This window comes from Vibrio quintilis (assembly GCF_024529975.1).
GTDB classification, from domain to species: domain Bacteria; phylum Pseudomonadota; class Gammaproteobacteria; order Enterobacterales; family Vibrionaceae; genus Vibrio; species Vibrio quintilis.
Window position 1 is genome coordinate 1,643,452 of the sequence record NZ_AP024897.1, and the last position, 22,221, is coordinate 1,665,672.

Consider the following 22,221-nt stretch of genomic DNA (forward strand, 5'->3'; position numbering starts at 1 on the left):
CATGATGTATATTGATGCTTATTTCTTCTTCATTTCCATTGCAACCCGGCCAATAACTTTTATTTCATCTTCTGCAACTTCTATCGTTGAATTTCCGAATGCGATTGCAATCTTTTTACCGGGGAGTCTCTGTAGATAATTGATAGAGACCCGTCCATCAATATCAATCAGATAGTCACCGGTTACCGGATCTTCAGATTCTTTATTGATGTAATAAATACCGTTATCATCCTCTATCACCTCAGTTGCTGATGCTATCAGGCCAAATTTTGTTAATGTGGTCTGATCCAGTAAAACTTTTCCATGTTTTTCCAGTGAGCCATTCACAATTCGATAACTGATAAACTCGTTTCCGGTATTTGTGACTTCAAAGGGTTCACCTTCTCCCAAAGCTAGGTAGCGGACAGAAGCGCCAGAATGAAGATGTTCTCTGACGATCAACTCAAAGCCTGTTCTTTTGTGATGATGCCATGTTGAGAATGTAGAGCTAGGTATTCCGTAGTAGTCACTCATTAACTCATATGTCTTACATCCAGTGACATCTTTCAGCTTCCCTGTAAAGTTTTTTCCTGTCAAATATTCAAATGGAGGAACTTTGGCTTCAATTCTACTCATATAAGTACTCATTAGTTATTTCAAATGACAAACTTCTGCCCAAATGAGGATTTTCTTTTATTTATTGATATTAAATCTTGCAAATGAAAGAAAATGATCGTAAGTTTATCTTAAACAAGATGATGATTTATCAATTCCACTCAATAACCATCATTTAATCTCAAACGAACAGGATACCACTTATGGCAACTATTCAAATAGCGGTAGACGCACCTTTTTGCACTAAAAAAGAGTTTCTCCGTCGTACTGGTTGGTCTTCAGCTTCACTTGACCGTGCAATTAAACGCGGTGAAATCCCTATGCTTGAGAAGAAAGGCAAATCAAGTTCAGTGCTGATCAATCTGGTGAAACTCTTTGAGCGATCAGCGGAACAACAGGTTTGAATCTGCTAACTATTTATTTACGTCTCTTTCTTCTTTATTTGAGTATTCGTCATGAACATAAATAACTCAATGTACGGATTTTGTGAGTCCAAACAAAAGTCATTTGATGAGGCATGTTGTTCGTTTGCGAGTTCCGAAAACATGGAGCAAATCGCCCGTGCACTTGGAATGAAGCCGGGAATGCTGCGAAATAAGCTGAATCCTGAACAGCCACATGTACTAAAGCCGGTTGAACTCATCGCAATTTCTAAAGTGAGCGGTAATTACACGTTAATCAATTGTCTTTTACTTGGGCTTAATGTGGTCACGGCTCCCCTTGAGGGAGCGGAAGAAGCAGAAACGATATTAAGCCGTCTTTTCAAACACAGTGCGAATGCTGGCGAGTTGTCCGCCTGGGCGCTTGAGCATGGTCATGACCACCGCCTTTCCCGCACAAACAAACAATCGCTGATTCAAAAAGCACAATTGGGCATCAGTAATTTAGTGCTACTCATCAGTGATATTGAAAACAAAACATCCGGAGTATCACCGCTGTTTGGAATGGCGACCGATTTCATTATCAACGGTACGCCGATTCCCGGACTGTCATAGAGGATAAAAATTATGAATCAGTTGGCTATTGTACAAGAACAAACACCGCCGCCGGCCGAAGAAAGCATTGCCCGAATTCGTGCAATGCTGACCGGGACCGTTACACGCAACCAGATTGCAGATAATTTTTCACGATTAGATACAAAACAGCGCGGGGTGTTATTAATCGCTTCCGGTTTGAAACCGGAGGAACATCTTGATCGCTCGTTTGATGAATTTGACCATCTTGAAAAACAGCGCATCCGTGAAGGTATGTGTTTTTTAAAATCCCTTCAATTATCACTTGAGCATAAAGTCGGCGACCCGCGCCAGCTCAAATACCGCCACTTCCAACAACCAGTTTAATCCTAGCCAACGTTGAACCTTTGCCCTCCTGAGGGAGGGCTTTTTTTTACCAAAATCTGAGGATTTCAATATGTCAGTTGCAAACTTAAATTCCCGGCTCGATAGCATTAATCACAACCTGAACCGCCTGTTACCTCATCTGAAAAAAGTCACACCGTCCAATCCGGTTGATACGTTGATCACAACCAGCGATGTCATCAGTAACAGAGATGTTTTTGACATCGTGCATTCAATCAATGTGTTAGCGATGCAAAACACTGACCTGCTGGATATTTACACCCGGTTTAATCCAGTCGCTAAAGAATTCGAAGTCCGGGCATTTGCCGATACTGTCACACACAAAGAAGCCATGGTCTATTTTCAGGCCATCCCGATTTCAGATGACGCATTGCCCAAATTATTAGAGGCAGAAAGCGATCTGACTGAAATCATTATTGCTGCGCGTGAAGCGGCTCAGGGCTGAATCATGCTATTTGCAGCCATTCAGTTATGCCCTAAAGGGGGCGTGATCCTGAATAAAACAAATGAAATCGCCACTGTTCCGGTTGGCGATTTCGATTCTATGGATGCCGCGATTGATGCCGCATGTTCAGAACTGAAGTGTCATCACCTGTGTAAAGGGGTGATGAGTCGGGGCAGGGGGCAGAGCGGTTATTTGTTGGTAACAGAACAAGAGTTAGAAACGGCCTGAGCCGTTTACTCATTGTTCTTCATTTTCAGGGTTTCACCGATAAACCGGGCAAGAACCCACTCTTTGACAGAGAGCTTTTCCTGACTGACATCAAGCTCTTTCTCAAGACCCGCCCGGATAAACGCGATGTTACTCAGAGAAAGAATCACATTGCTGTCTCGTTTCTGTATCTCAAGAAAACGGGTGTGCAGTTCTTCTTCTGAAAGTTGGCTTGTGATCAGAGGTAAATAACAATGATATTGAATATCCGATTTAGCCGAAACCTGAGCAGGTTTAATCGTAAATACAAACATGCTGATCGCAACCATCAGAAAGCCAGTCACCATATTATTGCTCAGTTGAAAGGCAATACTGGATCCAAGAATCAGTTGAACAATCGTCAGCAAGTTATCGAAGCGACGGTAGAAAATTGCGTTGTATTGCTCCATCCGGGCAGAGTAATGAACATCAAAGATACTGAAATCAGCCTTTTGGTTTTGGTGTGGGTTTGGGGCGTTGGTGAAATTTGTCTCGGTCATCGTTGTCATTCCAGGTTTGTTGTTTCACAAATATTGTCCTCTTTGTGCGTGTTGGTGTTGGGGAACTTCATCATAGCACCGCCTGCCATGTGCGCAACTGGTCGCCTAACCCCACGTTACGGGGTTTTCTAATGGAAAGGACACTTGAACCGATTGATGAACACATCGCCTGTATTCCCCATGGGTACCAGCCCACAGAAACTGAACCCGATAATCAAAACTTTATCGAACGGGATTTATATAAGATCAATCCTCTTGATCATGACTGGCGTACTAAAAATAAGTATTTCAGCGATCTGCCTGTTTATTTGCTGAAATACTTCGCTAATAAATACAAACAAATTTTTAAATCAAAAGGCCGTGCAGCTGCAAACAAGTTCTTGCGTGAACGCATGGAACCAGCCCGTGATCGCGTGCGTATGGTTTTACGCCAGTACAATACACTTCCCACAACACAAAAAATTTCTTTGCTCAGTGAACAATATGACGACACTGAGCAAAGAAATTTTTCACCACAGAAAAAATTCGATTTTGACCAGGCTGGAAGGCATTCAAAACCGGTCAGGAACCGCATCATTGCAGAGCTGGAACCAGATGAAATCAAGAACATGGCTTTCAAAATTTCTCAGCTTATGAATATGCGTTTTCAGGAGGTTGCTTTTAAAGTTGCCAGTTATGACGAGAAAACCATTAAGAAAATAGTTAAAAGAATGCCGAAAGGTTACCAGTATATTCCTGAAGTTGAGGGATATAACCATCTGGCTGAATTCGCAAAGTCATTCGGTATCAACCCGCCTCAAAAATATAAAAAGCAATCGGCACTGTCTGCCACACAGGATATTTCAAAAATCATCAGTGAAACATGGTGGCAGGGGCAACTGACCCGCATTCGCAAAATTATGCGTGAACATCTGGCGATCGCCATGGGGCAGGTTTCTGCAAAAGCGTCACCTTATGCAAGCTGGGATTGTGTCAAAGAGTATAAAGAGCAGGATAGAAGGAACTGGAATTATATCAAACAAGGACAGCTCTTTGATGAAGAGACCGGAGACGTGGCGGATTTGGCTGATATGGTGTTAAAAAGCGTATCCAATCCGGCGATTCGCCGTCATGAATTGATGGTCCGTTGCCGGGGCTGTGAGGACATCGGCAATGAATTGGGGCTTCAGGGGCTTTTTCTCACTCTGACAACGCCATCAAAATATCACAATCATTATAAAAAAGGTGGGTTCATTAGCCACTGGAACGGAGCCAGTCCAAGAGCTGCACAATCTTACTTAAATAATGTTTGGCAGCGTATCCGGGCAAAGCTGGGCAGGGATGAGATCCGCTGGTTTGGTGTTCGGGTGGCTGAGCCTCATCATGACGGTACACCACACTGGCATTTGCTGATCTGGGTAAAACCTGAAGATGTAGAGGCTGTGAGGCGGATATTCATTTTATATGCAGTCGCAGAAGATAAAGAAGAGCTGTATCCGAAAATAAAGGAAAAAGTCCTGCATGGTCCATTCAACTATAAGCCGCGCTGTGACTTTGGGTTTATCGACCCGGAGAAAGGAACAGCCACCGGCTATATCGCTAAATACATTTCGAAAAATATTGACGGCTTTGCAATGGACGATGACATTTCAGATGAAACTGGTACGCCGGTTCAGGAGATGGCCCGGCATGTCGGCGCCTGGAAATCCCGGTGGAATATTCGTCAGTTTCAGTTTTTCGGGGGTGCGCCGGTCACGACGTATCGTGAACTGCGCCGTTTTGCCAGTCAGAACAAAAAAGTGTTCATGGAATATGTTTTCATGCAGGAACGCTCAGATCTCATCGGTATGTACAACATGCTTAACTACCGGTTAACCGGGCCAGTAAAACCGGCCCGTTTGATGACTAATCTTGAACTGATAGAAATCATTTCTGCGAATTTTGAGTCCCGTATTAAAACGGATAACGCAAGTATTGCAGGTACCATGAAATCGGCTGATCATGGCAACTGGCGCGGTTATATCATGGGGCAGGGCGGTCCGTTCGTACGGCGTGATGATTTGCTGATTACCAATGTTTATCAGGAACTGCCGTTTGCATCACCACACGGTGAAACCGTCCGGAAAATAGATGGATTCCAGACACCGGAATCCATTATTCAAACTCGTCAGAAGCGTTGGACAATTGTCCCTAAATCAACATCATCAGATTTGATACGAGAGATTCATTATGAGTATGAAAAACCTACGTCAAACCCGAAAACATGGAAATTCAAACAGCGTGTTGTAACGTTTAAGAAACGCTCTGAATCTGAAGAATGCACCGGGAGCGAAGCGACCCAAACCGGCGGCTCTGCCGCCTCTTGGAGTTCTGTCAATAACTGTACGGAGCCAGCCGGAGAACAGATCAGCGATCAGCTAAAACGGATATTTGAACCGGATAAACGCCATCCGGATATTCCCCCGGATATGCAAAATGCCCTGGTCAGTGGCAGAACGGTGCAGATAGATGACAACAGAATGATGAGAATCCGCCCGGCAGAGCGGGACGAACACGGAAACATCAGGCCAGCGCAGCTTGTTGAGGTCAAAACTGAACCTGATGATACGCTCTGGCTGGATTTTGACGGATTTAATAAACTATTGATGCCAGAGTCTGATGATTGTCGTCTTCAGTCTGAGTCATCTGAGTTATCGGACTGGCCGTTGACGTGAGGCAGTATCTGGAAAATCAAATCTATCAATGCGTGTTTTACATCATCGGGCATTGAATTTATTGCGGATACCAAATCCCAGTCGTTGAGTTGTTTCATTGTTTTCCTGTTTTTTAATTCATAGACGGCCATGTCCAGCAATGCAATATCATGAAATTGCATCAGCAGTAGTATCTCGCTTAGTCGTGGGTCTCGTTTTTGCTCCTCAAATCGTTGATACGAAGATTTCCCTATCCCAGTCGCTGATGCGATTTCTTCCTGAGTGAGATGCTTTTTTATCCTCATCTGGGCAAAAAATGATGAAATGGCGTTGGTACGATGCGTAATCTCGTTATTGTTTGGCATATCAATACGGCCTCATATGTCAAAGCTGACTAATTAATACGGGAAATACGCCAATGCTGACTAGAAATTAAAAAATAGTTGAAAATATCAACAACAATGTTTCAGTTTTATGTATGATTCTTAGAGTTATTGCTCAAATATAACGGCTTATATACATATGTAATATTAATACTTTACGCAATAACAGAAAAATATAAAAAGTTTTTGGCTATGATAATTGTAAGTGGAGGTAAAATGCTGCGTAGTCTTGATGAAACAGAACGACGTCAGGTCATCAAAATGGCATTTGAAATTATAGTTGATGGAGTAACGGCACATTGTCACTCTGATGATCAGAAATGCACAGCCCAGGCGGGTGCATACATTGCGGGTTTATTATTGGCAAACACGGGCGGTCTATATTCATATTCCGCAGAAACCTATGATTTAGCTGCGTCAATCATGGCGATGGCATCAGAATCATCACAACATCGATAATTCATGCTGAAGTTCTGCGCGGGTTTCCGGCGGCAGAGCTTTACATAAATTCAAAACCATTTGATTTGTGGTTTTTGCGGAGGGGGACAGCGTGTGGCTGTATGACAGATTCATCACGAACGTATGGCCACATTCCGGATCACAACAACAGCAATATAAATCAGCATGCCGCGCTGTGATTCGATTCGATTTTTGAATACATGCTTTTTGACCGCATTCCGGACAGATAACTCTCATAACTGAATACTCACAAACTCAACTGACAACCCCATCATAAATAATTACTGTATTTTTGTACAGTTCCTATGGTAAATTGAATTTTTGTCATACTGTAGAGTATTACACATATGGAATTTTCAGAGCGACAATTAGAAACTCTCCTGATGCTCAGTTCAGAGCGGGAAATGAATGAAAAAATGAGAACCGCTGTCAGGCTTTGTAACAACCAGGGTTGGTCTTATAGACTGGCCGCACACAAAGCCGGAGTAACAAAGCAGGGAATTTACAAGGCAATGAAAAAACTCAAAGAATCGCATCAAATCATTTTGCAGGGATATGCAAACTATATTTAAGCTTTCCGTGAAACCCTGCCCGGCTATACGATTATCATGACAACACTCAGAACGAGAACATTAAAATGTGATAAGCGTCTCATAGTTCAAAACCCTGAATATTTTTCGTTGCATTGTCCCGAATCGGGACATATAATAAATTCAAAGGTTGAGGCAATGGTGCTGATACCAAAACTAAGATGGTGATTACTATGGCAATTCAAGAAGGTACTTTTGCAGAAGCTTGTTACAACATGAACTCAATTGAAGAGTTAGAAAATGCTCTTCAAACCGGTGCTGATGAGTCGGACATGAAAGTGTGGAACCTGACTGAAGATGAGTGGCGCGAGCAGATTGAAACAGCTATTAAAGAGATAAAGGAAGATACTGAATAATGGCATCACAAGAACGCACTGACCAGCTCATTAAGCTGGTCAAAAAAGCAGGTAGTGTCCGCAAGGCTGAAAGGATAATCAACGACTTCAAAGGCGTGGCTCCTACCAAGTCATCTATTGATAGAGCATTAAGAGGCTCGGGTACTGACTACTCGGTTCAATGCATTATTGATGATCTAACTAATGCGATTGCGATGACCAACCAAGATTAACGGGAAATATAATAGAACAACAATATTGCATAAAACAAAAAGAGGCAATGATGAATATAAAATTTGACATTATCCCGCAGAAAACACCCGGCACACATGGCCGGATGGTCAGTAAAACGGTGTTTGATGTGGTTGAACTCATTCCTCACCCGAAAGATCCATCGTATAAAACGAATGGCCCTGTCCGGTTTTCTGGCTCGCGTGATGCCTGCGAAAAATGGATAAAAGAACACCAGTAACTTTCCGTGAAACTTATATCGGCTTCAGAACCTCACCATCTAATGTTGAAAACGTACCATCGCCGTTATCATTTACGATGCCCTCTGCCGTGACGAAACCGCATCTGACGTCCCTGATTATTTGCCCCCCTTTGAGCAGGGGGTACACAACCTGCTTAACGCGCTTAAACACTTGATGGGTATTGCCTCGCTCATCTCCGAAGTAACCACATGATTGAATCTTCATTTGTATTTCCCCTTTTTTGTGAAGTTCATCACAGATTGTATCATTGTTGTGTGGTAATGCAATTTTTTTTTAATCCGGAGGCTATAGCATGAAACTTTCCGTGAAAGCCTTTTAGTTAAGGCTTTTAGAAGCCATTAAAAATGTAAAATTCCTTTCATTTCAGTGACTCTCATTTTTTGATAATGTCGTTATTTTCTGGATATATAGGATTATAACGACAATGGCTTTACCTCCATTTATAGACAAGGCTAAACGTGACTGGTTATTTAAGGTCACTGAATTGAATAGCACTCAACCAGAACGTGATGCAGCACTATTGGCGTTCTTCTTTGGTTCTGCATGTACAACACTTGAAATTAACCGCATACAGCTAAAAGATGTATTGAAGAAATCAGGTAAATTATCCAAACGCTTTGATGTGAGAGGTAATGAACGTGTTGTTTATCTCACAAATCCCAAATTATGCGATTACACGAACAGGTATATTGATTATCGGGTGAAAAACAGAATAGGGTTAGGCGATAACCCTGATCAGTATCTGGGATTAGACCCTGATGATGCACTTTTTTTCTCATACCAGAGCAAACCATTTTCTATTGTCCGAACCAAAACCAAACGAGGGAATGATACATATCGTTGTGACGCTCTAAATCGTCATTTGAAGATGTTGATGCAGAATGCTGGCATTGAGTCGCCCAGTATCTTATCTGGCCGTCGAACGTTTGCGGTAACGTTGCATCGGCAGGGGTATGATATTGCTCATATTCACTATATGTTGGGCAATAAAACCCTTGAAACTACTCAGAAATTGCTGACGACTGACCCAATTAGTATGGGTGATATTGCAAGGAATGCGTTTTGAATATGTGTTTACTTGGCACATAATGGATTTTATTTTTGTGACTGGTGTCACATTAATATAGTTAAGTTCACTATATTATATGTATATCGATGCAGCAGACATGTCTTTTTGACATGACATCGCGTAACCAGTTAAGTCTGGTCGAGGCAGTGCCCGGTAATGACGTTCTGAATCCAAGATTTATCTTGGCGAAGGCTCCCTAGATGGAGCCTTTGTTATTTCTGGCACAGGGGAAATGCACAATAGAATGTCAAAGAAACGCCTCTTTAATCTACCTGATGCAGCCGTTCAGCAGTGGAAACCATTTCATCTTGATGAAAAAGAATACGTATTTAATCATTTAGATGCAGTAAAGCATACATTCAATCATCCTGAGCGCCAAGAATCCTATACTCTATTTTTTACATTTTCACATCATACATTCACCCGTTCTCCAACAGTTAGCGATGCCAAAGTTAGGGCGTGTGAGTATTACCAGTATCCATCAGATCTCCGCATTTTTGATATAACCCGTTATGAATTATCAAAACAATTGCCAGAAATTATAAAAAACTTACCAGAACAGTTTCTATTTCACGGTGGCTACGGACGATATTGCAGTGTCAAAATTCAAGATCGATCGGGAGAAGAGGTTAATTACCAAATTGTTTATCGTGTATGGAAAGAGCGGGGGAAAATGCGTTTCCATATAGAAAGTGCATATCCGATAGAGCCAATGTCAAAAGTAAAAAAAGTGAATTTTTGGTCAATTTGTCATAATCTATTGAGGGGAAAAAAGTTACCCGAACCAGCAAACAGAAAATAGAATTTCATTCTCTCAATGTATCCAATGCGATTTGGACAGCTAAATCAATGGCTTGCCCTTCATTTTTAACACCGTCCGATAAGAGTTTTATTTCTTTTAGTCCCTCTTTTGTTTCTTCTTTTACATAGGCATCAATACGCTTCTTGCTTGCAGTCTGAGCCACGTGATGAGCTTTGCGCGCCTTAGCAATCGCCTGTTTTCGTTCTTCTTTTGTCTGTGCCATTGCCATTTCTCGCTGATTTAATGCGCCGGGATTCTACATTAGTTTACACGGTAATCAAAATAATACCTGATAATGTTTACACGGTAAACAATGGGGTGTACTATGTTTACACGGTAAACAGATCTAAAATGGAAAGGCTATGAGCGAAGAAATCAAACAAGTAGTTGAAAACCTGAGAGAAGCAATTCAACAGGCTGAGCAGTTTGGATTAGTGAGAACAGAAAACGGACAGGTCATTACGGGGGCTATCGTCTCTGAAAATAGCATTGTCCTGACCGAAGATTAAGGACGGAAAGGATCATGAAATTCCAAATTCTGTGGTTACGCCACAATGCCGACTTTTCAACAGAAATAACGTCTCATCACACGACTCTCGACCGCCTGACATCAGGTGAAGATAGGTTTCCATACTCAGAAGTTGAGGTAATAGCCAAACGTCAATTTACTGGAATTTCTGATGATGTCGGTGTTGAAATATATGAAGGTGATGTTATTGCAGCGACTGAATGTGATGATTCTGAAGAATACACAACTGTTGTTCAACGAGATGGTACGGCGTTATGTATTGACGTTGAAGGGCGCGAATACGACATGACGGATATCGTCTGGGCCAGACGACATGGAGAGGTTTGTAATATGCGAGTTATAGGCAATGTATATGAAAACCCTGAGCTGAATGAAATGAAATTTTAAGGACGGAAAGGCTATGAACAAACCGAATTTTGAAGCAAAGATTCATTTCACAGTGGGATTGAGGCATTCAGCTGCTATTACCAACATTGCTGAGCGCTGGCTTTATTCCACTGAATACTGTGATGCATTTGAGAATGACCTCATTGCTGAAGGAGCGTCGGCGGTTCTTGAGTGTGTCGGTATAAATTTGGATAACGAAGGGGCTTTTGTCGTTGACGTTCTTGGCGTTGCTAAGCATGAAGAAAGCCCGGACTACGAAATAGTGAAAATAGAATCAGTAAAAAATTAGGACGGAAAGGACCGAAACTATGAAAAAAATTATTCTGGCGCTGATCATTTCATTTCCTGCTCTGGCCGGAAACAGTGCCATTATCCCGGCGTGGAAAACTGGCAGCGACTATCAAAAAACAACGACTCAAATCACGGTCTCGAATATTACAGACAGAACAATTCAATTCCAGATCAAATTTTATTCTCAGGATGGTGCTGTATACGACGATAAAATAAATTATAAAAACGTGAGCGCCGGAACGTTAGGTGCTCACAAAACTGCACTGATTGAATTAACCCCGTCTCAGACTGACTGGGGTTATGGTGTCATAACACATCGGGGCGATGCTGGATTAGTGGCTCATGGCCGGATTCGAACGACGGGTCTGAGAACTCATGCAATTGAGTCTGTGACAATCAACAACGGATTGCCATTTTAAGCCGCAGAACTAACCTCCAAATCAAACCTAAACTTCAACCCGTCCGGAATTTCCGGATCGCTATTCACTTCATCCATAATAATTTCACACACCGGGATAATCTCATCCTTGGCATACTCCCGGCCGACTTTCTCCGGGTCTGGAAAATTAGAACCAGGTTGCGGCATCAGTCCGCCTTTCCCGGCCGGGAACCGGTGACCGACTAACACATCCTGGGCGGTGATATTTTTAATCCGTTCAAATTCATCTTTGGTCGCAATGTCGCCAACGGGGATCAACTGGATGCCTTTTTCTTTCCCGTTCGGGATGTTCACGAACATGCTGCGGAAATTGCCGACGCCTTTTGAACTGGCGATCTTCTCTTTTAACGCCTCTTCATCGGCTTCACTCATGTTCGGATCGGTCGCGTAAAAAATAAATCCCATATGTGCGCCGTTTTTGTAGTAACGTCGCCGGAATAAGGTAGCGTCCTGATTCAGTAGGCTGCTTTGCAAACAGCCCAGATAATCAGGAATCGCGTAAATTTGTTGCCGGGGATCGTACTGGGGCAGGAATATCACATCTGCCGCTTTGTAATCACGGGTCTGGTAGTCACGTAATAACTGCACAAAATCGCCGTTCCTGCGTTTGCGCATGTGCATCATCGGCAGGGGATGCAGCCCAACAACCCGGCCGAAATGATTTCTCAGCTTCAGCAATGCGCCCATTCCAAACCCGAAGTAATCCCAGCAAAACGCATTCATGTGCCGCTTTTTCAGTCCGCCGCTTTTATACCGGGCGGCGACATAATTTGCCCGTGCTTTGAGCAATGAGCCGTGATAAGCGTTGGTCTCTGCAATCCGCGCCAATCCTTCCATTGATAGCGGCGGCTCCCAATAGTCTTCCCCTTCGTTATAGACCAAATCACAATAGTGCGTCATCCAGTGCATCGGATCGATTGGCTCTGGTGTCGGGTCAATACTGTAAACAGATTTAGGGTCGTGATTTTCTGTCATGCTGCGAGTTTCCATGTGGATTTGCGTTTAGTGGTGTGGTCTATCGGTTCATTAATCAGGGCGTGGGACAGCGCCCAGAAGTCATCAGCGTGGCCGACCAGTTCAGAGCGGTCCGCTTTAAAGGTCATCATATTGCCGGAATTGGTCGAGGTGCGTTTAATCGCCATAAATGACATCGCGGTTTCCTTCATCTCTGCATCGAACTGCAACCGGCCCCCGTCAATCACATCGATCATTTTCATGACTAAGCGGTTTTTGTTTTCATTGGAATAGTGGATTGGCACCACTTCACGCGGGTGGGTGTTACTCAGCAGGTCATACACTCCGGCACCGATACCGGTGACATCAATGCCCAGATAAGTGACATTGAAGCGTTCAAACACTTTGCTGATCTCACTGGCCTGATGCTGAAACGCCAGCCCGCGCCAGGTATGTTTTTCCAGTACCCTGAATTTCTCAACCGCGACAATCGGCGGTGCAACCACCATTAACACGGCATTATCACGGGTACGGGACGGGTCATAACCAAGCCACACTTCACGGTTACCAAATGGCCGCGCGTCTGCCGGGTGGTAATCCTGCCAGATTCCGGTATCCACCATACATTTCTGTATTTTGTTGAATTGAAATATCGAGCTGGCCCCGTCGATAAACACACACATAAACAGATTGTTGAAATCTGACTCGCTGTATTCATCGCGCAGTTCGTCAATATCAAACAGCTCACAACCACCGGCGGCGGCGTCCTCAATTGTGACGACATAACGCCACTGTTTATCCGGGCAAACCCGGCCACCGTCACGCAGTTCATCAAACAACGGGAATTCAACATTTTTCCGGGTCGGTTTATCGCCCCGCCATTTATCACCCGTCCAGAACGGATACGCCTGATGCATTTTGGTTGATGGCGTCGAGAAATACGTTTTTCGCCACTGCTTGTGCGTCGCCATTGCTGACGCAAGTTTATTCAGCTCATCAAATTTCGGGATCCAGAAATACTCATCCACATAAACATGGCCGTGGTAACTCTGGGCGGTTTTGCTGTTAGTTGAAAGAAAGTGCAGTTCCGCCCCGTTTGAAAGCGTCATCGGATTGCCGGACAGCTCAATATCTAAAAACTCTTTGGCAATCGCAATAATATAGCGGCGGAATACTTCAGCCTGGGCGCGGGAGGCAGACAGGAAAATCTGGTTATCCCCGGTCAGAATTGCATTCTCTAATGCCTCACCGGAAAAATAATAGGTCGCTCCAATCTGGCGGGATTTTAAAATGTTCCGGATACGCTGATGCAGGTTATTGCGCATCGTATGCTGATAGTCAAACAGCGACGCATGCCATGTTTTAAAGTGATCTTCCGTTATTTCACTGATGTCATTTTTAATTTTTTTCTTACGTTTATTACTGCGTTTACCAGATGACTCACTGGTACTTTGTTTCCCGGATGACTCACTGGTACTTTGTTTCCCGGATGACTGTTTTTTATCTTCTGGTTCAATGTTGTCCGGTTGTTTTTCTGACGCCCGTAATTTCTTGATTTTGGCATGATGATTAATCAGCCGGTCCAGCATATCCAGTTGTTGCTTTGTTGGATTTTCCAGCTCAAGCAGGGTCTGAATACGGTTAAAAATCGCTTCATCAATCGTCTGTTCACGCAACATATCCCGCCAGCCGTATTTATCCGCCCAGTAATACACAATGCGGTCATTACTCAGCTTCAGTTCAGCAGCGATTTCACGTGGCGTCCATGCCTTTAAATATAAGGCGCGGGCGGCTTGTCTTATTTCGGGAGAATAGGCCATGAGCGAATCATACGCGCTGAAATGTTGTAAATGACGCACTAAAAATCGGCTGAATTCGGATAGGGCGAAAATCCGAATTCACCGGAACAGAACCGGCTGAATGACAGGATTCAAAGGCGTATTGTTTGTGGCGAACGAGATATTTACGAAATCAGATCAGGTAAACAACGAACATGAGTAAAACCAGCGATTGGGTCATTGTGGCAACAGAAGGCAATACCGTAGACGGCCGTAAAATCACCGCGTCATGGATTAACGACATGGCACAGCTGTATTCAACTGACGAATATACAGCAATGATTTGGCCGGAACATCGCCGGGTTTATGGTTACGGGGACAACTGGGGAACGGTTGAAGCGCTCAAGGCTGAAAAGAAAGACGGTCAATTGCGTCTGTTTGCAAAACTCACACCGAATCAATATTTACTGTATGCGAACAAGAACCAACAAAAACTGTTTACATCGATTGAGCCGGAGCCGGATTACAAAGGCAACGGCCGTTGTTATCTGATGGGGCTGGCGGTGACCGATTCACCGGCCTCAACCGGAACCACCCGCCTGAAATTCTCCCGCAAGCCGGGAACAGAAATCACGCTCGAATCTGACGCATTTGAAGAAATCGATTTTTCCGGGTGCTTTACCCGTTCAGATATTTTTTTCTCGATGTGCAAAACATTTTTCTCCGGTGAGCAGCCGGAACCCGCCAATTCTCAGACTGAGGATGAACAACCGATGAACACAGAGCAGTTCAATCAAATGATGGGTGCCATCAATACGATTGGTACCAAACAGGGCGAGCTGGAAGAGAAATTCAAGCAATTCTCACAACAGCCAGACGCGCCTGAAACGCCGAAAGAACCGGCCGCGACGCCTGAGCCGGAACCGGCGGATAAAACCACCGGGTTAACCGGTGAGCAGTTTAGCCAGTTAACTGAAATGTTAAATGGTATCGCCAGCAAACAGGGCGAAATGGAAAACCAGTTTAAAAAACTGGCTGAAGAAGCGCCGGGGCAACGTCCGGATGAATCCGGCTCTGATGCTGCAATGGAGGTATTTTAAATGCTGAACGCAATTTCCACTCAGTATCTTCAGGAATTTACCAGCGCTGTGGCCTCTGCTGCCAGTGTGTCCTCTGATAAAAAAATGTTTGCTATCACGCCGGTGATGGAAACGAAACTCCGCGATGCGATCAAAACGTCTCATGCCTTTCTTGGTCTGATTCATACAGCGTTGGTTGCACAGATAAAAGGCCAGGTGATCGACGTGGGTCTGGATGGTCTGGCAACGGGCCGGGCGGATGGCCGGTTCAGCGTTGATGTTGATCAGAGAGGTAATACCTATGAATTGGTGAAAACTGATTCAGGGTCACATGTTAAATGGGAAGAAATGACTCAGTGGGCAAACTCCGGCAATAAAGGCGAGTGGCTGAATCTGATGAAAGCATCCATTGCCAAACGTTTTGCGCTGGATATGTTGCGTATCGGGTTTAACGGGACACATATTGCCACTATCACTGATCCCAAAAAATACACAAAAGGTCAGGATGTCAATAAAGGCTGGCTGACGATTGTCAAAGAGAAAGTTCCTGCTCAAGTGCTTGCGTCTGCAAAACTTGACCCAACGGGGAAAACACCGGGTTCGTACAAAAACCTCGATTCACTGGCTCAGGACTTAATTAATACCACCATTGCCGAAGAGTTCCGGCAGGATGATGACTTAGTTGTTATCGTTGGTTCCAGTCTGGTTGCAGCAGAACAGCACCGCCTGTTAGAAGCGGCAGACAAACCGACTGAACATCGTGCTGCTCAGGCTCTGGCAAAAACAATGGCCGGTAAAAAAGCATATGTCCCTCCATTTTTCCCATCAAACGGCATTTGGATCACGAATCTGAAAAACCTGCAAATTCTGACACAATCAGGAACCCAGTGGCGTAAACAGGAAAACAACGATGACCGTTTGCGTTATGAAAGTAATCATATCCGGATGGAAGGTTATGCAGTGGGGAACATGAATAAATTTGCAGCGATTGAAAACGTTGAAATTATCGATGATTCAACATCAGAAACAGAGTAGGTGAATCATGGTCAGTCCACTACAACGTCAACGGGATGCAATTTTAGCCAGGAATGCGGGGGGAGCGCCGCAGCCTGCGAGTGTGAACACCGACAGTCTTCACCTTCACCTGGCTGAATTCGAACAGGACAAAAGTGCCTTGAAATCATTTGCTCAAATCGCTGAGAAAGTGAATTACAAGCGTGATGTCCTGATCCCGAAATATCGCCCGCTCGCTGAGCAATATATTGAATCCGGCGAGTGTTACCAGAACCCGGTGTTCACAGACATGGTGATCTGGCTGTTCGATACCGACGAATTAGACACGGCAATTTCATGGTGTTTAACCGCCATTGAACGCGGGTTGCCGTCACCTGAACGATTCAACCGCAACTGGCCGACAATTTGCGCCGACTTCGTCCTTGAATGGTCAGAAAACCAGTTCGATAACGGCCAGTCGGTTGAACCGTATTTCTCGCAGATTTTTGAACGGATTGATGACGCATGGAATGTGCCTGAAAAGCTGGCCGCGAAGTGGTACAAGCTGGCAGGTTACATGCTGATTGCCAATGACGACGGAGAGCCGCAACCAAGTCACATCGGGAATCTGGAACAGTTACAACGCGCTGAATCACTGTTACTCAAAGCGCATGAAAAACACAATAAAATCGGGGTGAAAACCCAGATAGATCGGATCAGGATGCGTATGAATGCGCTGACTGACGGCACGAATTTATAACGGCTCCATACGCCGCCGCGCTCGGCTGGCGAGGTTGCAATCACCATCAGGTGCATTGTGAACCATCGACCCAGTGGCCAGAGCGCACCTATTCAGGGGAATTGCATGTTTACAGGTACCAGTGACAGCTATCAGTCAACCGTGATCAGCAATGATTTCTGGCCGGATATTGACGCCGGGGTATTTGAGCGACGTCGCGGAACGCCCGCCGCGCAGGATGATGAGCGCATCGCTCACGCCCTGGTCAATGCAATGGTTTCTGTGAATCTCGAACTGGAAATGCTGAAAACAGAGTATCAGGCAGATGGATATCAACGCGCTGATGAAATCCCGGCATTCCCTAAAATCGACGATAAAAACGCGGTTGTGATTAATTACGAATCGGCAGTTTTCGCCAGGGCGAAAGCCGATTTACTGCCGGATTTTGCCACTGTCCATCAGCGTAAAGAAGGTGATCATCTGGCAGAGCGATCACAGGAAACCAAAAACGAACTGTTGGCAGAGAGTGAGCGAATTATCCGTGCCATGTACGGCAAAAACCGCGCAACGGTGGCACTGTTATGACGACGCAATACCAGAGCGGGTACAAACTCCGCGCCCTCAAGACGTTTATTGATGAAACTGTTGGGCATCATATTGCAAAACATATCACAGCGGAGATGAGTGATATCACGCTCCGGCTGAACAGCAAAAATATGGGCCGTGGTATGGATTTGCTCATCATGCGCTATACCGCTGAATTCTATTGTGATCGTTATCCGTATCAGAAACATGACCCGGCGGTGCTGTTTGCAAATGTCGGTGCATGGCTGATGGACAACGACCGGGAACGGGATGATCACGAACCGCTGGCTGACCCGGATGTTGATGTCGTGATTGAAGATGAACAGAGCGCTGAAATCATTTTAACCGTTGAATTTGAAGAGCCGATCCGGGTTGTTGAAGCGGCTGACGGGCCAATTTACTGGCGTGGTAAACGCTGGCGGATTGAAGCGTATGAAATCTGGGTGGCAGAAAACATCAGGGATGTGGTGATCAGGTGATTGAAATCAGGCCGGACAGTAAAAGCTATCTGAGAGTCAAAGAGCAGTTAGAACTCTTAGCGCTCGACAGAAAAACCCGGCAACGCATTTTAAAACGCATTGGTGCGTATACGGTGAAAACCACCCGGCGCAATATCCGCGCTCAGCGTGATCCCGATGGTCACGTATGGAAGAAGCGCCGCAAAGGTCGGGGGAAAATGCTCAGGGGTTTTACCAAGAAGCTCAAGCATTTTCAAAAAAACAGTAACAAAGATTTGTATATCGGCTGGCCGTCTGCCCGTGGCAACGTGGCATATCAACACCATTGTGGGATTGAACAGAAAAGTGGCCTCTCTGCCCGGAAACGCCAGGCCAGAAAACACAAAGAGCCGGATAAAAACTCACCGGCGACACGCGAACAGGCCAAAGCGCTGCGCGATCTGGATTTCCGGTTTCAGCCCCAGGGCAGACAAAAACGCGGTAAACGCCCAACCATGAAATGGATCCGGGAAAACATGAAAGTGGGTGAGGCTGCAAAAACCATTCAGGCGCTGGAGAACCGGACACCGGCCAGAGACTGGAAAATTGAACGTCCTCAGCGTCGTTTAATCGGCATCAGCCCACGCCGGGTTTCAATGTTGATTAAACGCGAATTGAACAGGAGTAAATAGTTATGGCATGGCCGACGGTCATCATCAAAATACTGAATCTGAAAAACGGGCCGATTGCCGGGGTGGAATACCATTTCCTGTTCGTCGGTTACGGCAAAACATCCGGTGATGTCAGGAATCTGCTCGTTGTCGATGCGTCCACTGATTTAACTGAAGCGCTGAAAGATGCCGGTACATCACTGACGACCACAGTCACCGCCGCACAACTGAACGGCGGTAGTGAATGGACCGCAGGGGTGATGATTCTCAATGAATCAGACAACTGGCAGGATGCAGTCAGAAAGGCCAATGAAACATCATCGTTTGAGGCGTTTGTACTGGATTTTCCCGCAACTGACAAATCATTACTCGAATCAGCCATTGCCATGCGTACAGAGCTGAAAAATAAGCTCGCGCGGGAAACATTTGCAATCTGCTGTTTGCCGGAAATAAATAACAGTGCAAAAGACGGTGAAGACTGGGCGACCTGGCTGGCTAAAACCGTCGCGATCCCGAAAGGCGTTGCCAGTGAATATATCACCGTGGTTCCCCGTGTTCACGCCGATGGTTCAACGCTGGGGAAATATTGCGGCCGGCTGGCAAATCAGGTTGATGCATCGATTGCTGACAGTCCGGCACGGGTTCAGACTGGATCAGTCGTGGGTTCAACCGATTTACTGACTGACAAAGACGGGAAAGCGCTTGAACTGTCAGTGTTAAAAACGCTTGAATCAAACCGTCTCGCTGTGCCGATGTGGTACCCGGACTATCCGGGGCAATTCTGGACAACCGGTAACACACTCGATGCGCCCGGCGGAGATTTTCAGGACATCCGGCATATCCGGGTTGCCATGAAAGCCGCGCGCCGGGTGCGTATCCGGGCTATCTCCCGAATCGGTGACCGGAAGTTCAATTCAACCCCGCAGAGTGAAGCCAGGGCGAAACTCTATTTCACCAAAGATTTGCGTGAAATGGCGCTCACCGGAGTACCGGGGGAAATTTACCCGCCGGATGATGACGATATTGAAATCAAATGGGTGAATTCAACCGATGTGGAATTGTATTTAAAAGTTCGCCCATATGAATGCCCGGTGAAAATTACTGTCGCCATTTATATCAGTGAAGGAGAAACATCATGAGTGAAGGTCTTCGTTTTTCCGGCCGCAATTTTGACATCACAATTTTTGATGAAACGGTACATGTTCAGAATGCCTCTGTGACGATTAATGATGAAACCGCCGTGTCCTATACACGCGGGGTCACTGATGGTTACACCGAAGGAAAAGCTTCGTGTGATGTGGAACTGGAAATTGGTCTGAATCAATTCAAACACATTCAGGCTGCTGCAAAAAGCGCGGGCAGTTACCGGGGCATTGACCCAACAGACATCATGTTCTATGCCCACAACGGCGATAATGAGGACAAAATTGTCTGTCATGGGGTCAAATTCGTTTTGTCGGATTTGCTCAGTGTCGATCCGGAAAGTGCCGATAAAACCACACGAAAAATCAAAGGTTTTGTCACCAGTCCGCTGTTTGTCACGGTTAACGGGGTTTCGGTGTTATCTGAAAATGATACACGCGGGTTAATTAACGCATAGGGGCTAAATGGACATTATTGATGATGCAGCACGAACGGAAACCCAATTCCAGCAAATGGCGCTGGCACGGCAATTGTCAGGGCAAAAGTCCCGGCCAGCTCAAAGCGCGCGGTATTGCCTGGGATGTGATGCTGAAATCCCGCAGGCGCGGCGTGAGGCTGCGCCGGGCTGTCAGTATTGCGTTCAGTGCCAGTCAAAGAGGGAATAATCATGCGTGAACTCCATGAAAAAATCATGAATTACGTGGCCTATTTAATTTCAGCGTCCGGGATGTTGTTCAGCTCACTGTCATCGGAGCAGTGGTATTTCATTTCATCAACACTACTCGGTGTTATCACGATTTATCTGAATTTTTGGCACAAACGGAAAATGCAGAAAATTGCGCAGGAGCAGGGGGTATTCAGAAATGAAAATACGGTTGAATAAATCCGTTTGCTCCGTTGCTGCTGTGATTGCGATTGTGACCGGCGGGGCGTCGATTCATTCCACTGAATCGGTCGGGAAAGTGCAGATTGAAGCGTTTTCCGGTGAGTTACGGATTAGCCCCGCAGGGCTGGCAATCATCGGTAATGCGGAGGGGTGCAGAACACACCCGTATCACTGCCCGGCCGGATTACTGACCAACGGGATCGGCAATACCCACGATGTGCCAAAAACCGATGTGTCATTAGAGCGAATTGCAACCGACTGGGTGAAAAACATTCATGCAGCGGAGCTGTGTATCTCCAGCGCTGAATCAGTGTCCGGGGTCCGGATGACACCGGGTCAGTTTGATGCGTTCACCTCATTTGCATTTAACACCGGTTGTCCCCGGTTTATGCGTAACCATAACGGCAGTGCAACCGGCATATACAGCAACATCATGGCAGGCAATTACCCGGCGGCATGTAACGAGCTGAAACGCTGGGTGTATGCAGGCGGGAAGAAATTACCGGGACTCATTGACCGGCGGGGGCGTGAATATGCTCGCTGCACTGAAGTGGATTAAATACCTGGCTGTGGCCGGAATGCTGGTCACAATCGCAGTGCTGGCGCTGCTGCTCACCAACAGTAACGCGCAAATTACAGCACTGAATACACAACTGGCGCAGGCGGTCAGTGACAATCAGACCAATCTGAAAACGATTGAAACACTGAAAGACAATGCGCAATCGACAAACCAGTTATTAGTACAGCGACAGCTCAGGCATCAACAACAGCAACGGGAACTGACCGATGAAATCAAAACTTTGCGCACAAAAATGGCAACGGTTGACTGTGTTATTCCTGCTGATGTTACTGCCCGGTTGCGCAAACCATACTGAGACAGTTGCAACACAGGTGATTGTTCAACTGCCGCCGCCGGGGCTGATGATTCCGTGTGAAAAACCGGCGATATCTGGCATATGGCCGGATGTGGTGACAGACGACATCCCGAATTTAAAAGCCGCACTCAGCGAGTGCGCACAACATACAGACGATTATTTGAAATGGCGTGCAGAGCACGAGAACGGAGAGACAAAACATGAGTAACCCTATCACAGTCACCATTAACGAAACTGAATTTGACTTTTCACCCGAAGTTTCGAATCACAACGATTACATCAATGAAATGATGCCGGATAACAAAGTGGCTCCGGCGCGGCGCTTCCTCACCCGGACTGTGAATCAGGAACAAAAAGCCGAACTGGTTCAATTGCTCGATTCGGTACCGGGACTCATCATGGATTTATTTTCAGTTGTTGAAAAAGAAAGCCGTGGCGGGGTGACGGTCACACTAAAAAACTAACAAACCGGGTCAGCAAAATCGAGC

Annotated in this window: 38 protein-coding genes; 31 read left to right on the forward strand and 7 right to left on the reverse strand. The window is 45.5% G+C overall.

The window, feature by feature from the left end; genetic code table 11:
- Positions 1-18 precede the first annotated feature (18 nt).
- Positions 19-615: a helix-turn-helix domain-containing protein gene (locus tag OC443_RS07730; RefSeq protein WP_073585333.1), complete on the reverse strand. Its 597-nt coding sequence runs from the start codon at positions 613-615 to the stop codon at positions 19-21.
- Positions 616-797: 182 nt separating this feature from the next.
- Between OC443_RS07730 and OC443_RS07735 the strand changes: the two genes are divergently transcribed.
- From OC443_RS07735 to OC443_RS07755, 5 genes are all read left to right on the forward strand, one after another.
- A complete protein-coding gene (locus OC443_RS07735) occupies positions 798-998 on the forward strand; it encodes a Rha family transcriptional regulator (protein WP_073585217.1) in 201 nt (66 codons plus the stop codon).
- A 51-nt stretch (positions 999-1,049) separates the two neighbouring features.
- Positions 1,050-1,589, forward strand: coding sequence for a phage regulatory CII family protein (locus OC443_RS07740; protein WP_073585219.1), 540 nt, complete (start codon positions 1,050-1,052; stop codon positions 1,587-1,589).
- Positions 1,590-1,601: 12 nt separating this feature from the next.
- Entirely contained in the window at positions 1,602-1,934 is a 333-nt protein-coding gene (locus OC443_RS07745) for a hypothetical protein (RefSeq protein WP_073585221.1), read from the forward strand.
- 70 nt (positions 1,935-2,004) lie between these two features.
- Positions 2,005-2,397, forward strand: coding sequence for a hypothetical protein (locus tag OC443_RS07750; protein WP_073585223.1), 393 nt, complete (start codon positions 2,005-2,007; stop codon positions 2,395-2,397).
- Positions 2,398-2,400: 3 nt separating this feature from the next.
- Entirely contained in the window at positions 2,401-2,625 is a 225-nt protein-coding gene (locus OC443_RS07755; RefSeq protein ID WP_073585225.1) for a hypothetical protein, read from the forward strand.
- A gap of 5 nt (positions 2,626-2,630) precedes the next feature.
- On the opposite strand, the gene OC443_RS07760 is transcribed toward OC443_RS07755, so the two are convergent.
- Entirely contained in the window at positions 2,631-3,143 is a 513-nt protein-coding gene (locus tag OC443_RS07760) for a hypothetical protein (RefSeq protein ID WP_073585227.1), read from the reverse strand.
- A gap of 131 nt (positions 3,144-3,274) precedes the next feature.
- Here OC443_RS07760 and OC443_RS07765 point away from each other — a divergent pair, with 131 nt between their 5' ends.
- On the forward strand, positions 3,275-5,836 hold the full coding sequence (locus OC443_RS07765; protein ID WP_073585229.1) for a replication endonuclease: 2,562 nt from the start codon (positions 3,275-3,277) through the stop codon (positions 5,834-5,836).
- On the opposite strand, the gene OC443_RS07770 is transcribed toward OC443_RS07765, so the two are convergent.
- Positions 5,794-6,180, reverse strand: a complete 387-nt coding sequence (locus OC443_RS07770) for a helix-turn-helix domain-containing protein (protein WP_073585231.1) — start codon at positions 6,178-6,180, stop codon at positions 5,794-5,796. The two genes, OC443_RS07765 and OC443_RS07770, sit on opposite strands and share 43 nt — an antisense overlap.
- A gap of 234 nt (positions 6,181-6,414) precedes the next feature.
- On the opposite strand from OC443_RS07770, the gene OC443_RS07775 reads away from it, so the two are divergent.
- Entirely contained in the window at positions 6,415-6,657 is a 243-nt protein-coding gene (locus tag OC443_RS07775; protein ID WP_073585233.1) for a hypothetical protein, read from the forward strand.
- Here OC443_RS07775 and OC443_RS07780 read toward each other — a convergent pair.
- Complete coding sequence (locus tag OC443_RS07780; RefSeq protein WP_073585235.1) at positions 6,643-6,894, reverse strand: ogr/Delta-like zinc finger family protein; 252 nt, start codon at positions 6,892-6,894, stop codon at positions 6,643-6,645. The genes OC443_RS07775 and OC443_RS07780 overlap by 15 nt on opposite strands.
- Before the next feature lie 110 nt (positions 6,895-7,004).
- On the opposite strand from OC443_RS07780, the gene OC443_RS07785 reads away from it, so the two are divergent.
- From OC443_RS07785 to OC443_RS07810, 6 genes are all read left to right on the forward strand, one after another.
- Positions 7,005-7,229 carry a hypothetical protein gene (locus OC443_RS07785; RefSeq protein WP_143169385.1) on the forward strand — a complete coding sequence of 75 codons (225 nt, stop codon included), beginning with the start codon at positions 7,005-7,007 and terminating at the stop codon, positions 7,227-7,229.
- 191 nt (positions 7,230-7,420) lie between these two features.
- The gene (locus OC443_RS07790; RefSeq protein WP_073585239.1) at positions 7,421-7,603 is read left to right on the forward strand and encodes a hypothetical protein; all 183 of its coding nucleotides are present in this window, start codon (positions 7,421-7,423) and stop codon (positions 7,601-7,603) included.
- On the forward strand, positions 7,603-7,815 hold the full coding sequence (locus OC443_RS07795; RefSeq protein WP_073585241.1) for a hypothetical protein: 213 nt from the start codon (positions 7,603-7,605) through the stop codon (positions 7,813-7,815). The genes OC443_RS07790 and OC443_RS07795 overlap by 1 nt, the downstream gene beginning before the upstream one ends.
- A gap of 47 nt (positions 7,816-7,862) precedes the next feature.
- Positions 7,863-8,054 carry a hypothetical protein gene (locus OC443_RS07800; RefSeq protein WP_143169386.1) on the forward strand — a complete coding sequence of 64 codons (192 nt, stop codon included), beginning with the start codon at positions 7,863-7,865 and terminating at the stop codon, positions 8,052-8,054.
- Between the two features lie 446 nt (positions 8,055-8,500).
- A complete protein-coding gene (locus OC443_RS07805; RefSeq protein ID WP_073585247.1) occupies positions 8,501-9,142 on the forward strand; it encodes a tyrosine-type recombinase/integrase in 642 nt (213 codons plus the stop codon).
- Between the two features lie 247 nt (positions 9,143-9,389).
- Positions 9,390-9,947, forward strand: coding sequence for a heat-shock protein (locus OC443_RS07810; RefSeq protein ID WP_073585249.1), 558 nt, complete (start codon positions 9,390-9,392; stop codon positions 9,945-9,947).
- 4 nt (positions 9,948-9,951) lie between these two features.
- Here OC443_RS07810 and OC443_RS07815 read toward each other — a convergent pair whose 3' ends face one another.
- On the reverse strand, positions 9,952-10,170 hold the full coding sequence (locus tag OC443_RS07815) for a hypothetical protein (protein ID WP_073585251.1): 219 nt from the start codon (positions 10,168-10,170) through the stop codon (positions 9,952-9,954).
- Positions 10,171-10,309: 139 nt separating this feature from the next.
- Between OC443_RS07815 and OC443_RS07820 the strand changes: the two genes are divergently transcribed.
- The 4 genes from OC443_RS07820 to OC443_RS07835 are packed head-to-tail and all read left to right on the forward strand — an operon-like array spanning position 10,310 to position 11,573.
- Positions 10,310-10,456 (forward strand): hypothetical protein, encoded by a 147-nt coding sequence (locus OC443_RS07820; protein ID WP_200796962.1) that lies wholly within the window; start codon positions 10,310-10,312, stop codon positions 10,454-10,456.
- Between the two features lie 14 nt (positions 10,457-10,470).
- A complete protein-coding gene (locus OC443_RS07825) occupies positions 10,471-10,863 on the forward strand; it encodes a YopX family protein (RefSeq protein WP_073585253.1) in 393 nt (130 codons plus the stop codon).
- A 13-nt stretch (positions 10,864-10,876) separates the two neighbouring features.
- Positions 10,877-11,152: a hypothetical protein gene (locus OC443_RS07830; protein ID WP_073585255.1), complete on the forward strand. Its 276-nt coding sequence runs from the start codon at positions 10,877-10,879 to the stop codon at positions 11,150-11,152.
- Positions 11,153-11,171: 19 nt separating this feature from the next.
- The gene (locus tag OC443_RS07835; RefSeq protein ID WP_073585257.1) at positions 11,172-11,573 is read left to right on the forward strand and encodes a hypothetical protein; all 402 of its coding nucleotides are present in this window, start codon (positions 11,172-11,174) and stop codon (positions 11,571-11,573) included.
- Here the strand turns inward: OC443_RS07835 and OC443_RS07840 are convergent.
- Both OC443_RS07840 and OC443_RS07845 read right to left on the reverse strand, forming a co-directional pair.
- Positions 11,570-12,568, reverse strand: a complete 999-nt coding sequence (locus OC443_RS07840) for a phage portal protein (RefSeq protein ID WP_234976434.1) — start codon at positions 12,566-12,568, stop codon at positions 11,570-11,572. The genes OC443_RS07835 and OC443_RS07840 overlap by 4 nt on opposite strands.
- Positions 12,565-14,367 carry a terminase ATPase subunit family protein gene (locus OC443_RS07845; RefSeq protein WP_073585261.1) on the reverse strand — a complete coding sequence of 601 codons (1,803 nt, stop codon included), beginning with the start codon at positions 14,365-14,367 and terminating at the stop codon, positions 12,565-12,567. The genes OC443_RS07840 and OC443_RS07845 overlap by 4 nt, the downstream gene beginning before the upstream one ends.
- Before the next feature lie 173 nt (positions 14,368-14,540).
- On the opposite strand from OC443_RS07845, the gene OC443_RS07850 reads away from it, so the two are divergent.
- From OC443_RS07850 to OC443_RS07915, 14 genes are all read left to right on the forward strand, one after another.
- Positions 14,541-15,425 (forward strand): GPO family capsid scaffolding protein, encoded by an 885-nt coding sequence (locus OC443_RS07850; RefSeq protein WP_073585263.1) that lies wholly within the window; start codon positions 14,541-14,543, stop codon positions 15,423-15,425.
- Positions 15,426-16,439, forward strand: a complete 1,014-nt coding sequence (locus tag OC443_RS07855; protein ID WP_073585265.1) for a phage major capsid protein, P2 family — start codon at positions 15,426-15,428, stop codon at positions 16,437-16,439.
- A 7-nt stretch (positions 16,440-16,446) separates the two neighbouring features.
- Positions 16,447-17,157, forward strand: a complete 711-nt coding sequence (locus tag OC443_RS07860; RefSeq protein ID WP_073585267.1) for a phage terminase small subunit — start codon at positions 16,447-16,449, stop codon at positions 17,155-17,157.
- Positions 17,158-17,262: 105 nt separating this feature from the next.
- Positions 17,263-17,721 carry a head completion/stabilization protein gene (locus tag OC443_RS07865; RefSeq protein WP_073585269.1) on the forward strand — a complete coding sequence of 153 codons (459 nt, stop codon included), beginning with the start codon at positions 17,263-17,265 and terminating at the stop codon, positions 17,719-17,721.
- Positions 17,718-18,200 carry a phage tail protein gene (locus tag OC443_RS07870; protein WP_073585271.1) on the forward strand — a complete coding sequence of 161 codons (483 nt, stop codon included), beginning with the start codon at positions 17,718-17,720 and terminating at the stop codon, positions 18,198-18,200. Before OC443_RS07865 ends, OC443_RS07870 begins: the two co-directional genes overlap by 4 nt.
- The gene (locus tag OC443_RS07875; protein WP_073585273.1) at positions 18,197-18,850 is read left to right on the forward strand and encodes a phage virion morphogenesis protein; all 654 of its coding nucleotides are present in this window, start codon (positions 18,197-18,199) and stop codon (positions 18,848-18,850) included. Before OC443_RS07870 ends, OC443_RS07875 begins: the two co-directional genes overlap by 4 nt.
- A 2-nt stretch (positions 18,851-18,852) precedes the next feature.
- Complete coding sequence (locus OC443_RS07880; protein ID WP_073585275.1) at positions 18,853-19,968, forward strand: DUF2586 domain-containing protein; 1,116 nt, start codon at positions 18,853-18,855, stop codon at positions 19,966-19,968.
- Positions 19,965-20,429: a phage protein gene (locus tag OC443_RS07885; protein ID WP_073585277.1), complete on the forward strand. Its 465-nt coding sequence runs from the start codon at positions 19,965-19,967 to the stop codon at positions 20,427-20,429. Before OC443_RS07880 ends, OC443_RS07885 begins: the two co-directional genes overlap by 4 nt.
- 55 nt (positions 20,430-20,484) lie before the next feature.
- Positions 20,485-20,637, forward strand: coding sequence for a TraR/DksA C4-type zinc finger protein (locus OC443_RS07890; RefSeq protein WP_234976437.1), 153 nt, complete (start codon positions 20,485-20,487; stop codon positions 20,635-20,637).
- A gap of 2 nt (positions 20,638-20,639) precedes the next feature.
- Positions 20,640-20,855, forward strand: a complete 216-nt coding sequence (locus tag OC443_RS07895; RefSeq protein ID WP_083601707.1) for a phage holin — start codon at positions 20,640-20,642, stop codon at positions 20,853-20,855.
- A complete protein-coding gene (locus OC443_RS07900; RefSeq protein WP_073585281.1) occupies positions 20,836-21,417 on the forward strand; it encodes a lysozyme in 582 nt (193 codons plus the stop codon). Before OC443_RS07895 ends, OC443_RS07900 begins: the two co-directional genes overlap by 20 nt.
- Positions 21,386-21,733: a hypothetical protein gene (locus OC443_RS07905; RefSeq protein WP_262021656.1), complete on the forward strand. Its 348-nt coding sequence runs from the start codon at positions 21,386-21,388 to the stop codon at positions 21,731-21,733. Before OC443_RS07900 ends, OC443_RS07905 begins: the two co-directional genes overlap by 32 nt.
- Before the next feature lie 16 nt (positions 21,734-21,749).
- Positions 21,750-21,941, forward strand: a complete 192-nt coding sequence (gene lysC / locus OC443_RS07910; protein ID WP_234976435.1) for an Rz1-like lysis system protein LysC — start codon at positions 21,750-21,752, stop codon at positions 21,939-21,941.
- Complete coding sequence (locus OC443_RS07915; RefSeq protein WP_073585287.1) at positions 21,934-22,197, forward strand: putative phage tail assembly chaperone; 264 nt, start codon at positions 21,934-21,936, stop codon at positions 22,195-22,197. Before lysC ends, OC443_RS07915 begins: the two co-directional genes overlap by 8 nt.
- Positions 22,198-22,221 lie beyond the last annotated feature (24 nt).